The sequence below is a fragment of the Trichocoleus sp. FACHB-591 genome (assembly GCF_014695845.1).
Classification (GTDB): Bacteria; Cyanobacteriota; Cyanobacteriia; order FACHB-46; family FACHB-46; genus Trichocoleus.
Genome location: NZ_JACJPA010000083.1, coordinates 1 through 20,817, shown reverse-complemented (window position 1 = coordinate 20,817; position 20,817 = coordinate 1). Strand labels below are relative to the sequence as shown.

17 protein-coding genes and 3 tRNA genes are annotated in these 20,817 nt (G+C 48.0%); 10 read left to right on the top strand and 10 right to left on the bottom strand.

The window, feature by feature from the left end:
• Positions 1–353: 353 nt before the first annotated feature.
• The 3 genes from H6F90_RS14960 to H6F90_RS14950 all read left to right on the top strand — a co-directional run bounded on the left by H6F90_RS14960 (position 354) and on the right by H6F90_RS14950 (position 2,466).
• Positions 354–1,037, top strand: coding sequence for a DUF1003 domain-containing protein (locus tag H6F90_RS14960; protein ID WP_190553214.1), 684 nt, complete (start codon positions 354–356; stop codon positions 1,035–1,037).
• 157 nt (positions 1,038–1,194) lie between these two features.
• A complete protein-coding gene (locus H6F90_RS14955; protein WP_190553213.1) occupies positions 1,195–2,031 on the top strand; it encodes a sulfite exporter TauE/SafE family protein in 837 nt (278 codons plus the stop codon).
• Entirely contained in the window at positions 2,032–2,466 is a 435-nt protein-coding gene (locus H6F90_RS14950; RefSeq protein ID WP_190553212.1) for a DUF1634 domain-containing protein, read from the top strand. It abuts the gene before it with no gap.
• Here the strand turns inward: H6F90_RS14950 and H6F90_RS14945 are convergent.
• From H6F90_RS14945 to H6F90_RS14915, 7 genes are all read right to left on the bottom strand, one after another.
• Complete coding sequence (locus H6F90_RS14945) at positions 2,434–3,426, bottom strand: isopenicillin N synthase family oxygenase (protein WP_190553211.1); 993 nt, start codon at positions 3,424–3,426, stop codon at positions 2,434–2,436. The two genes, H6F90_RS14950 and H6F90_RS14945, sit on opposite strands and share 33 nt — an antisense overlap.
• Before the next feature lie 84 nt (positions 3,427–3,510).
• Complete coding sequence (locus H6F90_RS14940) at positions 3,511–4,350, bottom strand: SWIM zinc finger family protein (protein WP_190553210.1); 840 nt, start codon at positions 4,348–4,350, stop codon at positions 3,511–3,513.
• Between the two features lie 8 nt (positions 4,351–4,358).
• Positions 4,359–7,607: a DEAD/DEAH box helicase gene (locus tag H6F90_RS14935; RefSeq protein WP_190553209.1), complete on the bottom strand. Its 3,249-nt coding sequence runs from the start codon at positions 7,605–7,607 to the stop codon at positions 4,359–4,361.
• A 119-nt stretch (positions 7,608–7,726) separates the two neighbouring features.
• Positions 7,727–9,331 (bottom strand): TROVE domain-containing protein, encoded by a 1,605-nt coding sequence (locus H6F90_RS14930; protein WP_190553208.1) that lies wholly within the window; start codon positions 9,329–9,331, stop codon positions 7,727–7,729.
• Between the two features lie 40 nt (positions 9,332–9,371).
• Positions 9,372–9,494, bottom strand: a tRNA-OTHER gene (locus H6F90_RS14925).
• A gap of 24 nt (positions 9,495–9,518) precedes the next feature.
• Positions 9,519–9,646, bottom strand: a tRNA-OTHER gene (locus H6F90_RS14920).
• A gap of 16 nt (positions 9,647–9,662) precedes the next feature.
• Positions 9,663–9,790 (bottom strand) — tRNA-OTHER (locus tag H6F90_RS14915).
• 291 nt (positions 9,791–10,081) lie between these two features.
• Between H6F90_RS14915 and H6F90_RS14910 the strand changes: the two genes are divergently transcribed.
• Entirely contained in the window at positions 10,082–13,054 is a 2,973-nt protein-coding gene (locus H6F90_RS14910; RefSeq protein WP_190553207.1) for an NACHT domain-containing NTPase, read from the top strand.
• 16 nt (positions 13,055–13,070) lie between these two features.
• Here H6F90_RS14910 and H6F90_RS14905 read toward each other — a convergent pair whose 3' ends face one another.
• Both H6F90_RS14905 and H6F90_RS14900 read right to left on the bottom strand, forming a co-directional pair.
• Complete coding sequence (locus tag H6F90_RS14905) at positions 13,071–13,454, bottom strand: sensor histidine kinase KdpD (protein ID WP_190553206.1); 384 nt, start codon at positions 13,452–13,454, stop codon at positions 13,071–13,073.
• On the bottom strand, positions 13,415–14,122 hold the full coding sequence (locus tag H6F90_RS14900) for a histidine kinase dimerization/phospho-acceptor domain-containing protein (RefSeq protein WP_190553205.1): 708 nt from the start codon (positions 14,120–14,122) through the stop codon (positions 13,415–13,417). The genes H6F90_RS14905 and H6F90_RS14900 overlap by 40 nt, the downstream gene beginning before the upstream one ends.
• Before the next feature lie 330 nt (positions 14,123–14,452).
• Here H6F90_RS14900 and H6F90_RS14895 point away from each other — a divergent pair, with 330 nt between their 5' ends.
• Together H6F90_RS14895 and H6F90_RS14890 are read left to right on the top strand one after the other, a co-directional pair.
• Entirely contained in the window at positions 14,453–14,854 is a 402-nt protein-coding gene (locus H6F90_RS14895; RefSeq protein ID WP_190440206.1) for a fasciclin domain-containing protein, read from the top strand.
• Positions 14,855–15,138: 284 nt separating this feature from the next.
• The gene (locus tag H6F90_RS14890) at positions 15,139–15,414 is read left to right on the top strand and encodes a GlsB/YeaQ/YmgE family stress response membrane protein (RefSeq protein WP_190440204.1); all 276 of its coding nucleotides are present in this window, start codon (positions 15,139–15,141) and stop codon (positions 15,412–15,414) included.
• Positions 15,415–15,512: 98 nt separating this feature from the next.
• Here the strand turns inward: H6F90_RS14890 and H6F90_RS14885 are convergent, their stop codons facing one another.
• Complete coding sequence (locus tag H6F90_RS14885) at positions 15,513–16,976, bottom strand: alpha/beta fold hydrolase (protein ID WP_190553204.1); 1,464 nt, start codon at positions 16,974–16,976, stop codon at positions 15,513–15,515.
• A 224-nt stretch (positions 16,977–17,200) separates the two neighbouring features.
• On the opposite strand from H6F90_RS14885, the gene H6F90_RS14880 reads away from it, so the two are divergent.
• The 4 genes from H6F90_RS14880 to H6F90_RS14865 all read left to right on the top strand — a co-directional run bounded on the left by H6F90_RS14880 (position 17,201) and on the right by H6F90_RS14865 (position 20,357).
• The gene (locus H6F90_RS14880) at positions 17,201–17,569 is read left to right on the top strand and encodes a phage holin family protein (RefSeq protein WP_190440201.1); all 369 of its coding nucleotides are present in this window, start codon (positions 17,201–17,203) and stop codon (positions 17,567–17,569) included.
• 145 nt (positions 17,570–17,714) lie between these two features.
• Positions 17,715–17,906 carry a YqaE/Pmp3 family membrane protein gene (locus tag H6F90_RS14875; RefSeq protein WP_190440200.1) on the top strand — a complete coding sequence of 64 codons (192 nt, stop codon included), beginning with the start codon at positions 17,715–17,717 and terminating at the stop codon, positions 17,904–17,906.
• A gap of 121 nt (positions 17,907–18,027) precedes the next feature.
• The gene (locus H6F90_RS14870) at positions 18,028–18,786 is read left to right on the top strand and encodes a DUF2993 domain-containing protein (RefSeq protein WP_190553203.1); all 759 of its coding nucleotides are present in this window, start codon (positions 18,028–18,030) and stop codon (positions 18,784–18,786) included.
• Positions 18,783–20,357 (top strand): metallophosphoesterase, encoded by a 1,575-nt coding sequence (locus H6F90_RS14865; RefSeq protein ID WP_190553202.1) that lies wholly within the window; start codon positions 18,783–18,785, stop codon positions 20,355–20,357. The genes H6F90_RS14870 and H6F90_RS14865 overlap by 4 nt, the downstream gene beginning before the upstream one ends.
• Positions 20,358–20,817 lie beyond the last annotated feature (460 nt).

Sequence of the window (20,817 nt, the reverse complement as noted above, 5' to 3'; positions counted from 1 at the left end):
ACGTTACCTGCTATCCCAACTAAGTTGATTGCTCTTGATAGAGTTCAGTGAAGACTGGCTGCGAAAAACATAGTCTCACTCTAGGAAGCCTGTTTGATAAAAGCAAACATTCTTTTTTGTTGAGAAGATAACTTGAAGTGATTAATATCTGCAAACACAGCTACGCTTGCCTTCCAGGATGGACATCTTTCATCCTTAGCCCTCTTTTTGGCTAGCATTACTTAAATTTATCGTTTTAAGAAAAAAGAGCATTTGCTTTTATTTCTGGACTGGCTTTATGTTGATAACAAGCTGAATTGCAGCCCATGCCAACAGCTCATACAGAACTCACCCAACTCTTCAATAGGTCAATTATGAGAGCACAACACTCCACCCAACAGGCAACCACGGCTAAAGAAAATAAAGTAATTGAGTTGAGACAGAAAAAAACATACACAGCTTTGCAAGAGATTGAGCAACAACGCTCGCAACCGCAAAAGCTGACCACAGGACAACGAGTTGCTGATAAACTGGCTGCCAAAGTGGGGTCTTGGGGATTTCTGATTGGACAAACGACGATACTCACAGGCTGGGTAACCTTCAACTTGATGCCTGGAGTGCCCCATTGGGATGAACAACCGTTTATCTTGCTCAATTTGGTGTTCTCCTTTGCTTCAGCCTACACCGCCCCAATTGTGTTGATGAGTCAGAACCGTCAGTCAGATGCGGAGCGAGAGAAATCTGAATATGACCGCCAAGTCAACTTAAAAGCAGGATATGACATTGGATTGCTACATGAAAAAATAGATACTCTACAAGCGCAACAATTGAAAGAATTGACTCTGATTGTGAAAGAACAACAGCATAGCCTGAATGAAATGAAATCAACCGTGCTACCTGTCTTGCAGCAACAGCAGCGATCGCTGAACGAACTCAAGGTCAGCATTCTACCCATTGCTCAGCAGCAATTGCAGGAGATCAAGGTGGGCGATGAGCAGTCCCCCAAGAGCAATAACTATTCTGTCTACTTCCCTTTTAATGTTAATTCTATTGAATAAGTTGAATCAGACGTGAAATGAAGACGATCGCTTCATTACATGTACTACCGATAATTTATGACAACTGTTGCATACAACTATTGCGCTTTTGGAACAGACGCTACAGCCTATTTAGAATTAAATTAGGCACAATGTCCCAAAAGTGGGGATAGAACGGTTGAGTATTCTAGAGTTTTCGTTACTGGTTTGGTTGGGATCGTTAATTGCTGGTTTTTTAGGCTCACTGACCGGCTTGGGAGGCGGCGTTGTCATTGTCCCTTTACTCACTTCAGTGTTTGGGGTGGATATTCGTTATGCGATCGGTGCTTCCCTAGTTTCCGTGATTGCCACGTCCTCTGGTGCAGCCTCAACCTATATCCGACAAGGGTTTGCCAATTTACGCTTGGGCATGTTTCTAGAGGTTGCTACGACCATTGGCGCGATCGCAGGTGCATTATTAGCGACCTTTGTTTCAGTTAAAGCCCTGACAGTCATCCTAGCCGTTGTTCTGCTCTACTCGGCCTACCTAGCTCAACAGCCGCGATCGGAGTATGTTGCGAGTGAAGCCGTTGATCCGCTAGTCGTTCAGCTTAAACTCAGTGGCACCTGCCCCACCCCAGACGGCTTAATGGCTTATCAAGCGGCGGCAGTGCCAACAGGATTTGGGGTCATGTTTGTGGCGGGAGTGCTTTCCGGGTTATTGGGCATTGGTTCAGGCGCGCTGAAAGTGTTGGCGATGGATCAAGCGATGCGACTGCCGTTTAAGGTTTCTACGACCACCAGCAACTTCATGATCGGAGTAACCGCAGCCGCCTCAGCAGGCGTGTATTTAGCAAGGGGCTACATCGATCCAGGGTTGTCAATGCCAGTGATGTTAGGTGTGCTGCCAGGTGCCTTTTTAGGCGCAAAAGTGTTGATTGGCACCAAGACGCAAATTTTGAGGATTCTGTTTAGTCTCGTGCTCGTTGTCATGGCCTTGAGAATGGTCTACAACAGCTTGGCAGGAGGGCTTTAGATGCGCGAACTGAATTCAGAGACACAACCAAACTCAAGCGCTAAAGAGTGCAATCCTATCTTTGTGGCTCGTGAGCAAAAACTGGGACAATGGATTAGTTACCTGCTCAGTTATGGAGTATTAACAGCCAGCGCGATCGTTTGCATCGGCGGCATTTGGTATTTGATTCGTCATGGTGGAGAACCTGTTGATTATCACGTTTTTCGAGGAGAACCAGATATCTTCCGTTCTCCTACGGGGATAGTAAAAGCAGTGCTGGCGGGACGGGCAAGGGGGCTAATTCAGCTCGGTCTTCTGCTCCTGATTGCCACGCCGATCGCCCGTGTCATTTTGTCGCTAATCACTTTTCTGCGCTGGCGAGATTTGACTTATACCGTGATCACCTTATTGGTTCTCACGGGATTAATTTACAGCTTTATCGGGGCTTACGCTTGAGACTGCTTGATTCTGAATTTGGTCGTACTTGCGATCGAGGAACTCTTGGATCACGATGGGCGTGTCTGCTGGACTCGGCTCACTGATTAGTGAACCTGGATAGACCACACAATCATGATTGGTTTCGCAAAAGAAGGCGATCGAGTACCGGGTGTTCTGGAGTTGCTGAGCATCCGTAATCCGAACTCGATGGGGAGCTGCGTGTAATGTATCTCCGCTCCAGCGTTGCATTACCTCACTAGCAAGCACCCCAATACAACCCGGAGGGATATCTACAGCAACCCATTCATAGTTGGGAGTGAGAACTTCTAGGCCTCCGGTGGAATCTTGCCAAAGCAGAGTAATTCCAGAGTAGTCTTGGTGGGCTCCCAGGCGAACCGAGCCGACGGTAAAGTGAGGGGCAGGAGGATAATGTAGGAGCCGTAGAGTACTGTTCTGACCATGCTGCTTCACTAAACTATTTGGAGGCTGCTGATAGACTATCTCAAGGGCCGCTAAAACTCGATTAGCCTGTTCCTGAAAGGCATGAAAGATTTTGTAGAGTTGAGCTGTTAGCCTAGCCAGTTCCTCTGGGTGAGGAAGCATCTCTTCTATAGTGCTTGAATCTGCATCGGACTGCTTTCCCCAACGCTGGAGCCATTGAGCATAAGTGCCATTCTCTAGATTGAGATCTAATACTTCTTTGTAATCTTCATTTTCATCGCTGAGTTGCTCCTGCCCCAACGGGAGAAACACACCTTGCCAGGGAGACGATAACTGTTGAGCCAGCGATCGCTTCTGTAAATCGCTGAGGGCAAAAAAGTCTCGCAAGCTATTGAATAAATCATTGTCCTGCATTGCGGGTAATACAGGAACATAGGCCACACCCACCCTAAAAAGCGCATCAAAGAGTTGATAAGCAAACTCTGTCTGAGCAGCGGAGGAATCAGAGAGTAAAGGAAAGTGGGGGATTGCTTTCATAGACTTGCTGGGGGCTGATGGACTAAGGCAAGCGAAAGGATACAGGAGCACTAGGGGCTAGGACAGGCTCCACAATCGCTAAGATTATAGCAAGTCGCGATTTTTTGTTTTAACGCGATCGTATAGTTCATCAATCGTTGCAATAAACGAATGATCCTTTTGCCAAAAGGCGGGAAAGTCTCCCTGCTTTTTGACCAAGATGCCTGAAACGGGACTAGGTGGCAGCACTTCAACAGTTTTTGGGAATGGTTTCTCTCCCTGCCAAAAAGTTTTAGGATTGATCTCCTGTGGCAACGCCGTGAGTTGAGGTCGAGTGTAGTAGGAGGTCACAGACGAAGGCGCACTCGCTTCAGCGTTCAGTTCTGCAATCAGAGCTTGGCCTAAAGGTGATTTGGCTAGCTCTGCATGGAGTTGTTTTCTGGGTAGCCCTCGTAACTCAAATAGGAGAAAGGGATCGCGATCGAGATCTTTGGCAACGCGGTAATAAACCCCAGCCACATGCTTGCAAGGATTCCCCCAATCGGGGCAGGAGCAGTGCGTTTCAAAATCTAATTTTGACTTTGGCAAGAGATGCAAGCCCAGGGTTTGAAAGGCATCCTCGATGTTATCTGGCATCTCATTCAGCAGCAGTTTGGAAATAAAACTGGCTTTAGAAGCAATGTAAGCGATCGCTGCCGCCCATTGCGCCTGACTAATCGGATGGATGACAATCTCAATGTTATAAGTCGGTTCTTTGTAAACGCCAAAATAGGGGTTGACGTTGCCTCGCACTTTCGCGTGAATCACGGAATCAATAATATCGAGTTCGCGGATGCGATTGCTATTGGCATAGGAACGCCCCCGGCTCAAGCGAGCAGGATCGCTGAATTCTTCTAAGGCTTGAATAAACCGATTGCCCCACCAGGTTTTTGAGAGTTTCTTCATGGCTACCTTTAGTCCAACACAGCACTGCGATTCAAAGAAATGAGTTGCTTAAAGGCTTCATTGTCGAGTTCTGTCAGCCAAGACTCATCAGCTCCGACGATCGCGCCCACCAGTTTCTTTTTATCCTCAATCATCTGGTCAATTCGTTCTTCCAAGGTACCGATCGCCACAAATTTATGCACAAAAACATTCTTCTTTTGCCCAATCCGAAAGGCGCGATCGGTGGCTTGGTCTTCTACCGCCGGATTCCACCAGCGATCGAAATGAAACACATGATTGGCTTTAGTCAGGGTAATGCCCACACCGCCTGCTTTGAGTGACAAGACAAACACTGAAGGCTCAGTATTGAGGTCTTGGAACTCGGCAATCATCTGTTCTCGCTTGGGACGAGGGGTGCCGCCATGGAGATAGTAGGTATTGCAGCGGAGGGTGTGTTTGAGATACTTCTCTAGGGCTTCACCAATTTCTGCAAATTGGGTAAATATCAAGAGGCTTTCGCCTTCCGCGATCGCTTCTTGAGTCATTTCTGTCAGTCGCTCTAGCTTGTGCGATCGCTCTGACGTGAAATCGCTGCCGTCTTGCAAAAACTGCATAGGATGGTTACAAATCTGCTTCAGTTTCATCAGGGTGGCAAGAATCAAGCCTTTGCGCTGAATACCTTCTGCCGCTTGCAGTTGCTTCTCCACATCTTTTACCGTGGCTTCGTAGAGAGAGGCTTGTTCCTTGGTAAGGTTGCAGTAGAGTTTCTGTTCCACCTTGTCAGGGAGATCTTGAATAATTGAAGGGTCGGTTTTGACACGGCGCAGAATGAAGGGTTCCACCAGCTTTTTGAGCGTGGCCGAGCGCATTACATCATTGTTTTTCTGAATGGGGATTTCAAAGGATTGGCGGAACTGTGACTCTTTGCCTAAATAACCAGGATTGAGGAAGTTAAAAATCGACCATAGATCGAGCAAGCGGTTTTCGACCGGGGTGCCTGTGAGTGCAAGCCGATATTGCGCTGGCAGTTTGTAAATCGCTTTGGTTTGTGCGGCTTTGGGATTTTTGATGTTTTGGGCTTCATCAATCACAATCCGTCGCCATTTTATTTCCGAGAGCAAGGCAGCATCTTTACGCACCAAGGTGTAAGTGGTGATCACTACATCACAGTTGGCGATCGCGGCTTGAAATTCCTCTTTTTTCTGGAGGCGATCGCTACCATGATGGATGAGCGATCGGAGATGCGGTGCAAATTTCTCGATCTCTTTTTGCCAGTTACCCACCACTGAAGTTGGTGCAATCAGTAAAGTGGGGGGAACAGCTACCGATTTTTTAGACTTTTTGGGCGTTTGTTCTCGCTCTTGCACCAAGCGAGCAATCACCTGTATCGACTTGCCCATGCCCATATCATCGGCGAGGCAACCGTTAAGTCCTAGCGTTTCAAGATAGTGCAGCCAAGCTAATCCGCGTTTTTGGTAAGTGCGTAGGGTTCCTTGGAGCGCTTTGGGATCAGGCAGTATTTCTAAATGGCTTTTATCATTCAGCCTGCTCAGCATCTCTGCCAAGGTTTCGTCGTGATCGACCTCTAGCTCAATCCCATCTTCACTGCCTCCAGACAATCTCATGAAATCAAGCAAACTCAGTTCTGGCTGTTCGTGCTGATGTTTTTTCCAAAACTCTAGCATCTGCTGCATCTTGTCTTGGTCGAGCTGCATCCACTGTCCACGAAATTGCACCAGGGAAGCTTTGGCGTTGACCAACTCTTGCCATTCCTGTTCGCTCACGGGCTTGCCATCGATCGACAGCTCGTAGCGATAATCTACTAGGGTTTCAAAGGAGAAGTAACTCTTACTTTTGTCATCTCCGCCCAACGTGCGACCGCGTGCTTTCATCCGAAGCTTAGTGCGTCGCCAACCCTGGGGAGTCCACCAAGCAGGTACTCTGACCTTGTATCCTGCTGCTTCTAAGACCCAAGCTGATTCTTGCAAAAAGTCAGAGGCTTCGGCGATCGCCAGAGAGATACCAACTGGTTGATCAGTTTCTAAGCCAGCCCAAAGTTGCGGATAAATCCGAGCGGCATAACCCAAATGAATCAGCAAATGCTGCTCAAAGTTGTCTCCAAACTGTTGCATCAAAGCTTTATGTCGCTTGGTGCGGAGCCGCCAGTAGTCCTGTAAGGAAATCTGCACCGAGGGATCTTGGCGTGAAGCAACTTGAAACTCCAGCGTCCAAGCGTCCTCTGGTTTGGCAGGAGACTGGAGCTGAAAACATAAATAAAAAGGAAGATCACTTTGGCTGCGACCAATGCGATCGCGCCAAGTTTTCCACTGCTGATATTGGGTTAGCCCTTCTGGATGTTGCCAGGGATGCCCGGGATGTAAGCAACTGCCTAGCAAGGTATCGTTAATCTGTTTCTCAAAGGCAGCAGAAGTGGGAGTATGGGTGACAATTTCTGCGAGCAGCACCTCTGAGAAATGACACAGCAAGGTCATCTTGTCGTAGAGTTGCGGTGGTTCTTGCGGCTCTGCGCGACCTGCTACACAAACAAAAGGCATGAGTTCTACATAGCGTTCTAATTCCGCTTCATACCGAACTGAGAGGATTTCCCAACCTTGATAAATTTCAAATTCTTCTGGTGGTGTTTTGGTTGTAGTTTGGCTCTTACTCTTGGTGGTTTTAGTGGTTTTGCGTTTACCTTTAGCAGGCGGCTCTGTAGAAGTTAGCGATCGATACTTCAGCGCTGGGATATATTGATCGTGCAGAATAATTTGCTTAAAAAATTGGGTGTAGTGATACCAGAATAGGAGATCCGCACCCAACTGAATCTCAACTAAGTTGTGCAGGGCGATGAAGTGTAGCTCATTCAGCAACTTAATGACATTCGTGACAGAGGCACGGTTGTAGGTACCAGTTTTGACATAGGCTGTGGGACGGTAGCAATCTACTTGCCAGTATTGCCACTGCCATTGCTCCGGTGGCTCCAGTTCTAGGTAACGAGCTAGCTCTGGAGAAGGGCAAGGTTGATCTCCTACAGTGGGCAGCACGAAATATTTAGGCGCGATCGCCGTTTCAAGTGTTTGGTAGGCAGCAGACTTAATGCCCAAGGATTCGGTGAGAAATGTTGCCAGCTTCTCTTGTGGCAGATGATTTAAGTGGAGCAGTGGAACTGTCTTACGCTGTCGGAGTGTATCTGTGGTTTCAATCCACAGATGAAATCCACCGCTCTGAACGAAGCTCGCTGTCTCTTCTGGAATCCAAGTGCCATGAAGAATATGCATCGCAGCTACTCGCAACACCCTTGACTTGATCTTGCCTCCATTAAATCAGATTCTTCCAAAGAGCGTTGCTTAATTTAGCTCCCCTTCCCTGCTAGGGAAGGGGCTGGGGGTTAGGTCTTCTACAATTCACCTGTTGCTAGCATCTGAATCAGGCGAGGCGCACTGGGATCAAAGCCTGCCATATCCCAGGAAAGTGGATCTTGGGGATCAAATAGGGAGATTTGGTAGGGAGCCAAGGTGATATACACCGCCTTTACGTTAGGATTCACCTTGCGGCGATATTCCGCTAGCGCTTGGCTAGGGTGCTGTCGCCCTGCCCAGCTTTCGCAATCCGTCCAGAAGCAAACGACATCTGCTTTGAACTTGTGCTTAATCATCCAGTCGTAAGCTACCGAGGCATCAGTGCCACCAAAATTTTGGTTGTTGGCTTTAGCGATCGCAGAACTAAATGAATCTTGAGCAGAGATACTCAAGTCTCGGAAATTCTCTGCGAACCCCCGAATCACATAGTTCTTCTCAGCTTTAGCTGTGGCAAGCGCCATTGTGGTAGCAATCTCACAACAGGTTAGACCAATGGAACTCACGCTGTAGTAAGACATAGAGCCAGAAACATCGATTGCATGGAGAAAGACTTTTCCAGTCGGTTGCAGCACATTAAAGGAGAGTTCTAACGCCTTTTCCAAGATGTCTACAATCCGAGGGATCGGTTCCCATGTTTTCTGGCTGCGACCTAACTTACCGCCTGACTGGTAAGTTTTCAGCGCTTTGAGAACATCAATGGGATGGATACGACCTTTACGGAGATGATCGCGACTGTTGAGGACTTTCTCCACTTTGTCTAGATTTTTGCGGTGATCAGAACGAAGAACCCCCAACTCTGTCAAGGAACCTAGATTCCGCAACATGGCTCCAATCGGCATGTCATTGAACAAGAGCTGCCAAGCCTGCTTATCCATTTTGCCAACAGGTGCGGCCATTTCGTGAGTTAAGCGGCCTTTCGCGATCGCCTCATGAGCCTGCTCTGGGTGCCGCTTTAGCCACTCATACCACCAAATTTGTGACAGAGCCTCTGAGGGAGCGGCTTTAGGTAGATTCTCCCAACCTTGAATCACCCATTGAAACAACTGGTTATGTTCTTCAGTTGGGGGCTTAACGTGGAATAGACGCAGCGCATCTCGATGTGAGAAGCCTTGGCGCTGTTGATATTTCAGTAATTGATACGCCAATTCTTTGACGTTCTCTCGTGCTAGCCAACGTTGACCCGCTGCTCGGACAATCTTGCCAAATCCCCGCGCTGACTTGGTATAGTTCAGCCACTCATAGAAATGGCTAGCCGTCCGCACCACCTTGGGAAAGATTTTTTGGAATGCCTGTTTCGCTTCCGGTGCTTCCCCCATCGAGAGCAGCACCAGGGCAAAAATCGGCGCACTGTTATTGATGGCACGACCATCCGAGGCATAGACAATTTCAGCCGCAACTCGCTCCGGATTCTCTGCGATCGCTTGCTCTAAGACATCCACAAACTCGTTCGTCAGTTCTTGTTTTCCGGCGTAGTAAGTGCTCTGGGCGGTACCAATCAGCAAGCAACGTCGCAGATTCTGCCACAACCCCGCTTTGAACATGTACCCCCCAGAGCGCCCCTGGATCATTTCCTTTTCGCGTCCAGGAATGAGTTGATTTTGTGGCGTGCGAGCTTTGTTTTGAGCAAAAAATTTGTAGTTCATAGTCTTCTACATCTCTGGCCCGATTGGGCAAATTGGGAAATTGACAGAACGGGAATTGCACCCGCATCTCCGGCGATTAAGGGGGACTTCGTCTACAGCGATAACCCTAAATCTGCGGCCCGTGAGGGCAAAAAGTGGTGCTTTACTGTTAAGCGACCTGCCAGTGTGAATAGAGAAATTTTGAGTTTGGTGTGGTGGGGCAGGAATCGAACCTGCGATCGCGCGTTAACCGATAACCCTCATTCGTCGGCCCTTACGGACAAGGTTGTGAACAAGGACATACTCACGCTGCTTTACCACTTAGCTACCCGCCACATGTAGGCTTAGAGTTTGGTGTAGCGGCGCGGGGGTTGCACCCGCATCTCCGGCGATTAAGGGGGTGTCGATTTTCAAGCGATAACCCTAAATCTGCGGCCCGTAAGGGCAAAGTTGGTGCTCTACTGTTGAGCTAGCCGCCACATGTAAAGTTGTTGGATTTTGTTGGATTTTGTTGTTTAACTTCGTTGTGAATTCATCATTCTTGCTGCCTCTTTGTCTTGGATGAATCCAGAATAGGCGGATGAGATTCCCCCAGGCGAATTACAGAGTGAACCACTCAAAATGCAATCAAAACAATGTTTTGGAAGCTAAGGGAGGTAGTAGAACCTGGGGGATTCCCCTAGCTTTTAGAAAAAATATGGGATAAAACCGTAGAGCAATCTGGGAGGTCAGAGCTTTCTGATCACCCCTTAAGCGCTGGTTGTTCTACCAATGGCACGCCTGAGTTATGGCCCGGAAGTGAAGAAGCGATCGCAGCAGTTGTTGGCGGTGTTGTTGGATTACGCCAATGATGAGCTGGACTGTGATGAGGGGACTTTGGATGGGTTGCGATCGCAGATTCAGGCGCATTGGCAGACGGAACAGCGGTTGGTGGTGCGGACAAAAGTGCGGTTTTTGGAGGCTTTAACCAAAGTTGCGACTGCCCCTTTAACCGGAGAACAGATTAAGGAAGCCTTGCGACGGTTGGAGGATTTCCTGGAACTACTGGAGGATAATCGCCCAACTCGCGGTGGATCGGAAACTTGGCATTTCACCTTGAGGCTGTGGCATCCTCGACGCGATCGCAAGGCCAACTTAGAGCGATTTGAGCAGGAGTGGGAGCAGCGGCGGTCTCAAAAGTCGAAGCAGTCTACTCAGAAAAGCACAACTCAGGATGCAGAAGTCGCAGTTGTAGAGGCAAATGGTGATGCGTCCGAAACGGATATGTGGTGGCAATGGTGCCGAAAGGTTTTGGAGGCACAACAGTATCAACGACTCACAACCAATCCGCTAACAATAGGAGATGGCGTCGCGTTTGAGTTGGATGAAGTTTATGTGCCGCTAGGGTTAGTGGAGCGCAAGCAACAGGAGCGGCAAGATACAGAGGTGAGGGCAGATCAAGGCTCGAAACTTTACGAGGCGGAAGAGGGAGATACAGCTCAATTTGCTCTAGAGCAATTTTTAGAACAGTTGCAGCAGACCGGATTGGCGAAGCGAATTGCGATCGCCGGAGAACCAGGGACGGGCAAAACCACATTGCTGCAAAAAATTGCCCGTTGGTTGTTGGAACAACAAGCTTTGCCGATATGGATCTCCTTGGCAGATTTGCAGGGAGCTAGCCTAGAGCAGTATCTACTACAAGATTGGTTGAAAGCAGCAACTCGCAAAGTCACGGTTTCAACACAGTTACAAGAAGCCTTAGGAGCGCAGTTTAATCAAGGGCGAGTGTGGCTGTTACTGGATGCAGTGGATGAGATGGCAACGGAAGCAAGTTCTGCTTTGGCGGCGATCGCGAAGCAATTACGCGGTTGGGTTGCAGATGCCAACGTGATTCTTACCTGTCGTCTCAATGTCTGGGATAGTGGCAAAAATGCGCTAGAAACCTTTACCACCTATCGTAATCTCACGTTTAGTCATGGAGATGCTGCCAGTGCAGATCAGGTAGGACAATTTATTGAGCGTTGGTTTCATCAACACCCCACATTGGGCGATCGCTTGCAGGCAGAACTCAATAAGCTGGAGCGACGACGGATCAAGGATGTGGTGAAAAATCCGTTGCGATTGGCTTTGCTTTGTCGAGCTTGGTCACTCAGCCAAGGGACTCTACCTAGCTCGAAAGCAGCGTTATATCAACAGTTTGTCGATACTATCTACGAGTGGAAGCAAGATCGCTTTCCCACGACTTTGGCTCAACGCTGGCAACTGAATCAAGCCTTGGGGCATCTGGCTTTGCAGGGATTGGCTCAAGCAAAGACTAAGTTCCGATTGTCTCAGTCGTTTGTGCAGCAAGTCTTTAGAGAACAGTCCTTAGAGTTGCTAGATCTGGCTCTCAATTTAGGCTGGTTAAATCAAGTAGGGATCTCTACTGCATCCGGAGAAAAGATCTACGCCTTTTACCATCCTACGTTTCAGGAGTATTTTGCGGCGCAAGCGATCGCTGATTGGCGTTGCTTTCTCCCTGCAACTGCTGCCAACTTAACGGTAGATCTAGAAGCATCTCCGCTCGTCTTTGCCTCCAAGTGGCGAGAAGTGATCTTGCTGTGGTTAGGACGCTCCGATATACCTGTTACAGAGAAGACCGCTTTTCTGCAAGCCCTCACAGCATGGGAGGATAGCTGTGGCGGGTTCTATCACTATCAAGCTTATTTCCTCGCAGCCGCAGGTTTTGCAGAGTTTCCCGAATATCCTGATGCAGAGTCTATCTTTGCTCAGTTGCTGCGATGGCGGTTTGGTGAGTTCGACTCTCAGGAGCATTGGCACTGCTACCCATTTCCAGCACAAGAGGGAGCGAGAGTGGCATTGCTGCAAAGCGATCGCACCCACGCAATCGCGGCGTTAGAACAATTTATTCAATCTACCTCCAATTTCTTTGCCCGTTGGAACGCCGCCTATAGTTTGGGCAAAACTTTTGATCCAAGCAATCCAGTGGCGATCGCGGCAATCACACAGCTCTTACAAACGCTACAGAGTGAAGCGCTGCGGCTGCAAATTAGTGAGAGTTTAGGCAGAGTTGACCCTGGCAATGCTTTGGCGATCGCGACCCTAATAGAACTCATTGCCACGACCCAACAAAACACGCTGCGGCGGAAAGCTGCCTACGCCCTCGGCAAACTTGATCCAGGCAATGCGATCGCCATCACCACTTTACTCAACCTGATCAAGTCAGCTCCAGAGGAGGTTTTATGTCTGCAAGCAGCAGAGAATTTATTGCAGTTAGATCCAGGGAATGCGATCGCTACCCAGTTCATCCAAGCGCATCGAAAACCTGCACCATTCCCCAAGCCACAGCGCAAGACTAAATCCCAAGTGCAAAGAGATCCAGCCCAAGCGATCGCGTCTTTGGAACAGCGCTTGGCAGCGGCGACGGATGCTTCTACCCAGCGGCGGTTGGCCTGTCAATTGGGGCATCTACAGCCAGGACACCCTCAAGCAGTTGAGATGTTGCTGCAACTGTTGCAATCTCAACGTTCTACGACTCTCTATCGCCGCATTGGTGAGAACTTGAGGGAGGTTCTCCTGCAAGAACAATTACCAATGATTGTTTCTACTCTGAGACGTTTTGGCTCTGCAACTCAGACAGATCTGGCCAAAGACAAGCCCAAGGAAAAACCTTCTTCTCAAGCCCAGGAGTGTTACAAGCTGCTTTGGTATTGCGCCCAACAATTACCTTATGCCGCTTTTTATACGGCTTGGCATCTGAAGTAAGACTGGAGGCTAAATTCTAGGCGACGCACCAAGGAAGATGTAGTGTAAAGGCGATCGCGTCGTCCTTCTTAGCCACCTCAATAGTGCCTTGAATTTGTTCTACTCGCTTCTTGACTAAGGCTAGTCCTAGTCCTGTGCCACCGTGTTTCCAAGGATCATTGCTACGAATGCGGTAAAACTTGTCAAAGATGTAGTTGAGTTCTTTATCAGGAACTTCTATTCCTGAGTTGCTCACTTGCAATTCTAAGTTTGTCGCTGTTGCCTGGGCTGAGATGGTGATGCTTCCCTGGGGAGGAGTGTATTTGTAAGCATTGTTGAGCAGTTCGCTCAGTATCCGTTCTAGGTAGGAAAAATCGGTTTCTAGTGGGGGAGTTGAGGTGGGATCGCAATTTGTAGGCATTGTTGTTGCTGGCAAATTCGGTCGGTAAAAGGCTCGATCACTGGGATAATCCATTCGCCTAGATTCGCGATCGTTAGTGCTAAGGGGTCGATATTCGCATCAAGACGCGCTAAATCTAGCAGATCATTAATGAGTCGCATCTCTCGCTGGCACTCATTGCGAAGGATTTGAAGATAATGGGTTGCTTTTGCTTTGCCTATTTCTGGCTGCTTGAGGGTGATTTCTAGCAGTTGAATTGCCATTCTGATGCTGGTCAGTGGTGTGCGTAATTCGTGGGAGACTGTGTTCAGGAAATCATCCTTTAGATGACTTAAGCGCTCTAGCTCTTCAACTTGCTGTTGCGCTGCCTGATAGAGACGGGCTTGACGAATCGCGATCGCACATTGATTGGCAACTTGGTGTACCAGGCCAATTTCTGGTTTAGTAAATGCTTCTGTGGATTGCTTAAATAGCCCCAAGTCTCCTATTATCCCTTGGTCATCTGCAATGGGACAGGCCAACATTGCCAAATCAGAGGTGGCATCAACCGGACAAAATTGAAAACCTTGATTTTGCAAAAGTTGGCGATATTCTTCCGCAGAAACCGTCATCAGAACTATGTGGCCTGGAAAAGATAGTAATGAGTTTAGAGCCGTATCAGTAGAGGTGAGTTGGAGAAGTACACCCATTTAGAATTGCTACATGTTGGATTTCAGGGTAGTTGAACTAACTCAAAATTCCATATAAGTTAATGCGAGATTGCGTTAACCACCTAATACTAAAATTTAGCTTCATCCTAAATAGGTAGATCTGAAAAATTTATTGTTGATCCAGATTGCTACGGCTAATTTTTGCTGAGGATTCAAAAGCATATTTAGTTATTGCTTGATTAAAAACAGATTAAAACACCAGATTTTTTATGATTTACTTCAACGAATTTAGGAATTTTGAAATAGTAAGAGCTATTTTTCGAGAAGTAGTCTAAGCTGATCAACAGAGACAAAAAACTAGGTGAATACGTGGCTGACATTGTTGATACTGCCGTTAATGCTGGTTCATTCAGCACCCTAGTTGCCGCAGTCAAGGCTGCCAATTTAGTCGATACACTTAAAGGTGAAGGTCCATTTACAGTCTTTGCACCGACCGACGAAGCATTTGCTAAGCTTCCCGCAGGAACTGTAGATGCACTACTTCAAGATGTGCCTAAGCTCACAAAAATCTTGACCTATCATGTCGTCTCTGGAAAAGTGATGGCAGCGGATGTCACTAAGCTGAAGTCAGCGACTACCGTTGAAGGTTCAGATGTAAAAATTGATGCTTCCAGTGGTGTCAAAATTAATGATTCCACAGTCACAACTCCCGATGTTGCTGCTGATAATGGCGTCATTCATATTATCGATACTGTGCTAATTCCTGCATAAGCGATCGCTTAAATAGCTAAATAGCAAGTTTAGATAGCGAGTACTATCTAATTCTGGGGCAGTAACTTCCAAAGGGTTGCTGCCCCTATTTTTTTGCCACCACTCTACGCATAGGTAGAGACCGAACTGAACCAAACTCTGCCGCAGGCAAGAATAGCTTTCTCTCTTGTGATAGTTCGGAAAGTCCTAGGTGATTCGATAACTTATAAATGTGTTCAAGATTCATTGCATCAAATTTAGAACGTTTATTTAGAAACCATAGTTTTTAAGAAAGGAGAACAAAGATGAATATTTTGGCTTGGATCGTATTAGGTTTAATCGCGGGTGCCATTGCTAAAGCTATCTATCCTGGTAGTCAGGGTGGCGGTATCCTCGGCACAATGTTGTTAGGAATTATTGGTGCCTTTGTGGGTGGTAGCCTCTTTAGCTTCCTCACGACAGGATCGCTGGCCTTAACTTCGGCTGGCTTAAGCTTAGGTGGTATTTTGGTTGCTGTTTTAGGCGCGATCGTGGCTCTCTTTATTTACTACGCTGTTAGTGGCCGTCGTGGTGTCTACTAAACTCTAATTTGATACGGCTAGAGTTTGAGATCTGGTTTTTGTTAAATAGTTTCTGAGAAATTCGAGCCTCTGCGACTGACGCAGAGGCTTTTGCTTGCTTACGAAGCGAGGGGAAAAGCTGCCGCGATCGCCCACCCAAAGAACAACGCACAGCCTAAAGCATAACCCCAAGTATTGTTGAGTAGAGCTGCCACATAAGCAAAGAGAGCCATAAACAGTGGAAACAGAGGCAGCAGGATATAGAGAAAACCCAGTTGGGGAGAAAATTGCAGCATCAGAAAAATTCCTATGACTAGGGCAATGCTCTGACCCAACCACCATACAATTCGGGAACCACCTGAAATATCCTGCTGAGCCATACCAGAGGCTAAAAACCACGGTAAAAACCCCAGGGCTAGCCAAGGCCAAAGGGCTAAGCGAGTCGGAATGAGCCACCATTGCAACCAGACGAGTTGAGCCATCAGGCCAAAGCCAATCCACAAGAGAGCAAAGACCGAGAAACCTAACAGCAGAGCGCGAAGCGTCGGTCGCGGAAATTGAGTTAGCAGTCCTAGCCAGAGAATTCCTGCAATGCCAAACCACAGCGCCACTGCTCCTCCGACTTGCACACCCCCCAGTGCTGATAAGTTTTTCCCGCCTCCTAGCAACGGGATGGTGCCGCTGGCTGCCAAAGCCGAAACCAGCAAGCTACCCCAGCGCCGAATCGGCGATCGCACCTGAAATTTACTAACTTGGCTCAACGCGGGGCTCGACCCTGCAAAAGATGGCAATATCGCTCCCATCGCGAGCAACCAACCTAGGAGATGCAACCCGTACCAAGCCATGCGTCGATCTATATATAGACTGGAGCTTTGACGACCAAAGGTGGCATCCAGCCAACGCAACACGGCTTGGTGACTCGCCTGACGAAACAGAATTGTAATGTGTTCGGCTTTAGGAATCAGCACGAGCGATCGCCCTTGTCCTGCTGCTAAGTTCTCATTTTCTCCACCTGCTCTGTCTAGCAATCGTTCGGCATTGGCTATGAAGCCACCTTCCCAACTGCCTGCCTGGAGTTGTAAGTTTCGGGGTGATTCGGGTGTGACTTTGGCTCCCGTAGGGGAGATCGCTACAGTAGCGGCAAAGCGATCAGCTTGTTGAATGCCAGCCGTCATTACAGATCCGCTGCCCATTGAGTGACCCAACAGTGCCAAGCGAGTTGCATCGATCTCGGGCTGAGCCATCAGCGCCTCATAAGCTACTTGTAAATCTGCTTGCAAAGAATCACGCTGGGGTAGCGTACTGCCACCATGTCCAGAGAAATCCCACAGCATCACTCCATAACCAGCATGCGCTAATACATGCCCATAGCCCAACATTAGTTGCTTAGAACCCGCAAAGCCATGAGCAATCAGCACTCCAGGAACACGAGTCTGGTTTTGTGGAGCCAGATAAATTAGGGGCACATCGCTCCGCGCTATCTGACGCACTACTAAACCACTCCGCGCACCCATGACGCCCACCCAAGCCAGTCCAATCATCAGCAAGGCCAGAGCTAAAACAACCCACCGCTTTCGACTCATCACATTTTTTAATTAGAGCGCCTGTTCCGCCAAACATCTTAAACGAGGTTTAGGCTTCAGTGTCAGCATTGGGCAATCGGGCAGCATTTGGGTCGATGGATTTCTACGACTTAAGCCCCACTGGAAGATCTGTCTTCTTAGAGAGGTTATAGACAGGTTGGGTCTTGCACGATCAACGTAGAACTTTTAAAGCGTTTTACTGTTGTGTTTAAGGGAAAACCAAGATGATTAGTAATCTTTTAACGCTGGTCGCGACTGCATTGAGTTTGCTGGTGGTTGATTTAGCCGTTCCTGGCGTTGATATCGCCACCTTCCCGGCTGCTTTAATTGCGGCGATCGCGATCGGTCTAGTGAACGCTGGTGTCAAGCCTGTTTTAAGCGTGCTCTCCCTGCCTCTGAATTTTGTCTCCTTAGGGGCTTTTTCGCTCGTTGTGAACGGTCTTTGTTTCTGGCTCTCATCCGTCTTAGTTCCCGGATTCAGAGTCGATGGTTTGATTGCCTTCTTGCTCGGTCCCGTGATCCTGTCTTTCGTCAGCACTTTCATGAATCGATACTTTGCTGAGAGAAGTGTGGATCTAAAAACCGAAGTTTAGTTTTTACCGCTACACGCTGGCTCTAAATTTGCCCTGGCTGGATCTACCCAGCCTTGGTGATGAAATAGCCCATTCGACGGAGTATTTCGAGCGGTGGGTTTAGGAGAATACAGACAAAACAAATTTAACAAACGGAAGGAATTCTATGAAACTGGTTCGCATTCTTGCAGGTATTTTGGTGCCTCCTCTAGGCATCTTCCTGACTGTGGGAATTGGCCCCACTTTGATCATCAATATTGTGCTGACTTTGTTGGGTTGGTTGCCTGGCAGCATCCATGCAATTTGGGTCATTCTGAAGCATGATGAGCGTCTCAACCGTCAGGAAGGCGTTTATTAACTGTTTCGATAATTCCTTGTGATTGCGGGTGATTTCCTTAAGATCAAAACTTTAAAGCAACGTCCAGGGGGGGCGTTGTTTTTATTTGATAAAAAATCAAAGTATTTAGGACAACACACTTATGTCGGAAGAACCGCGTTTAGAAGAACAAGTACTGGCTCAAGTCGTGGAAGCGGGGTTGACTAGCCAATTAGATGCCGTGGACGCGATCGCGGTAGATGTACGCACTGATCTAGGAAAAATTGTGCAGGGACAGGCCAAGCAAGTTTCTGTGACAGGTCAAGGACTGGTGGTGCAACCTGATGTCCGGGTGCAAGAGCTAGAGGTGCATACGCAAGGAGTAGCTATTAACCCGCTAAGTGCGCTGTTCGGCAAGCTCAAGCTAGATCATCCCGTCGATACAACGGTTCGAGTTGTGCTGACAGAAGTAGACCTCAACCAAACTTTGAACTCGGATGCCCTCAAGCAATATTTGTCTCCTTGGGATCTGAATGTAGACGGTCAAATGGTGACGGTGGAATTGCAACCGCCTATGGAGATTCAATTGTTGAGCGGCGGCAAAATTCAATTTATGGCCAATGTGGTGCGAAATGAGAACGGTCAAGAACAGCGAACTAGATTTTCGGCTGTAATATACCCTCGAAACGAAGAGCGGCCTGTTTTATTAGAAGAATTCCGTTGTCATCCCGGTCAAGGATTACCCTTTGGACTGACTTTTGCCTTCTTCAAGAAAATGAAAGAGCTGATGGAGTTGCCCTACCTCAAATGGGAAGATATGGTGGTGCGAGTTCATCAGTTGGAGATTCAAGAAGGTAGTCTAGTGTTACAACTTGAAGCTCACGTTGGTCAAATCCCCTCCTTTGGAAATGATGCCGTATGAAATTTGTTTCTGACCCGCCGATCGCTGACAAGATTCGCCAAATGCAGCAGCGAGTTCGGTGGCAAGATCCATTGGTGCTGGAGCGAGGAATTGATCAAACTCGGTTGGTCATTGAGGATGGAGGAGCGGAAGATACAGATTTCTCTTTTTTAGTGGTGGGGGATAGTGGATCTGGAGAACATCGCGGCCATAGTCCTCAACGGCAAGTAGCAGAGCAGATGCTGGCCCAGCAAGAGAACTCTCGTTTTGTGTTGCACACAGGCGATGTAATCTATTTGGTGGGTGCGAGTGAGTACTATCTGAAGAATTTTATTGAGCCGTATCGTGAGTTTCTAGTCGGGGGGGAGCGACCAGAAAAAATTCCTTACGATCGCATGGTGTTCAACTTTCCTTTTCTTCCTACTCCTGGCAATCATGATTACTATGACTTACCGTTAGCCTTGGGTTTGCTGGTGCAGGCAACCTTGCCCTTTCGTCGCTTACTGCAATCCCACTTAGACTTTGATATTGGTTGGCGCGGTTCTGGGCAAGGCAAGGTATATGCTCAGGCATTTTTAGATTGCTTAAATCGACTCGGTTCGCCTCAAGCGATCGCTCAACATTTAGACACTCATTACACCGCAAAAACAGATACAGGTTTATCTCTCCGTTACGATCCGGGGCAGTTTACGCGATTGCCGAATCGCTATTACACCTTTCGCTATGGCGGCATCGATTTCTTTGCGCTTGACTCTAATACATTTAATGCACCGCTCCCTTTACCCACGACAGGAGAGGGCAGAGCTTACCGCCATGTCTTAGAAAAACAACGAGATGAATTAGAGCAGCAAAAACAACAAATCCTAGCGACTTCCACGACACTGAAGCCTAACCAACCGGAAGAAGCTGAGCGCCTAGATGACATGCGCACTAAGTTGGAGCAACTGGAAGAAGCAAAGTTAGATATTGAAAAACAATTAGCAGCCGACGAAACTGTAGTTGTAGATCAGGAGCAACTGGATTGGCTGAAACAACGACTGATTGAGTCTTGGCACACAGAAGCAGTGCGGGGACGTGTGCTCTATTTCCACCATCCTCCTTATGTCACCGAGGCAACCAAATGGCACCAAGGTCAAACCTTAGCGATTCGTCACCGCTTGCGCCAAGTTTTGGATGCAGTAGCGGCTGAGCTAGGGCCGTTGCCTGATGGTGCTCCCTTGGTAGATTTAGTTCTCAATGGACACGCTCACTGCTTGGAATACCTCCGCACCCTGGACACAGGTCATGCCGATTCTCATCTCAACTGGATCGTTTGTGGAGGCAGTGGTTTTAGTCTGCGTCGCCAGAGAGAGGAAGGGCCAGAACTGCAAGAGTCTATCAGCACTATTGCTAGCCCTGATGATCGTTTGGTAGCGCGATCGCTGCTCTATGTAGGCAGAACTGGAGCTGGCACTCAAAAGCGACGACCTTATTCTTTTTTGCGGATCGATGTCAAAGCAGGTAAACCGCCGCAGTTCGTGATTCGACCTTACGTGTCGGAGCGGGTGCAACGGAAATGGAAGAACTACGCGATCGAGCCTTTTACGATCTGACTTTTACACTATTCCTGGGTAGGGCTAAAAGTCTGGGTGTTGCATAGTTGCAGGACAGTTGAAGTGGATAAGGGCAATTCCTTGGGGTTGTCCTGATATTAAGCGGCCAGCATCAGACCTGGCGCTACAGTTTTCATCCCACACGAGCAAAGCTCGTCTCATTTCAATATCGAGAATCTTTCAATGAGATTCATTTAGAGAATGCAAGTCTTACTAAAAGACAGAGTAGATCGGCAATAGTAATAGCCTTTTGATTCAGGGTCCAGGTTGGGTTATCTAGAAGGCTCATGCTAAGAAGGAAAACTCAGATCTTGCACCAAGGCTTAAAAGGTGGCAGAAAGGGCGTGAAACTAATAGACCGCAAGAACAATGGACATTCTTGCCCACGCCCAAGAACTAATCTATCACTTGCTCGATGGGATGCCGACTCCCTACCAACGTCAAAGCCTGCAAGCTTTGC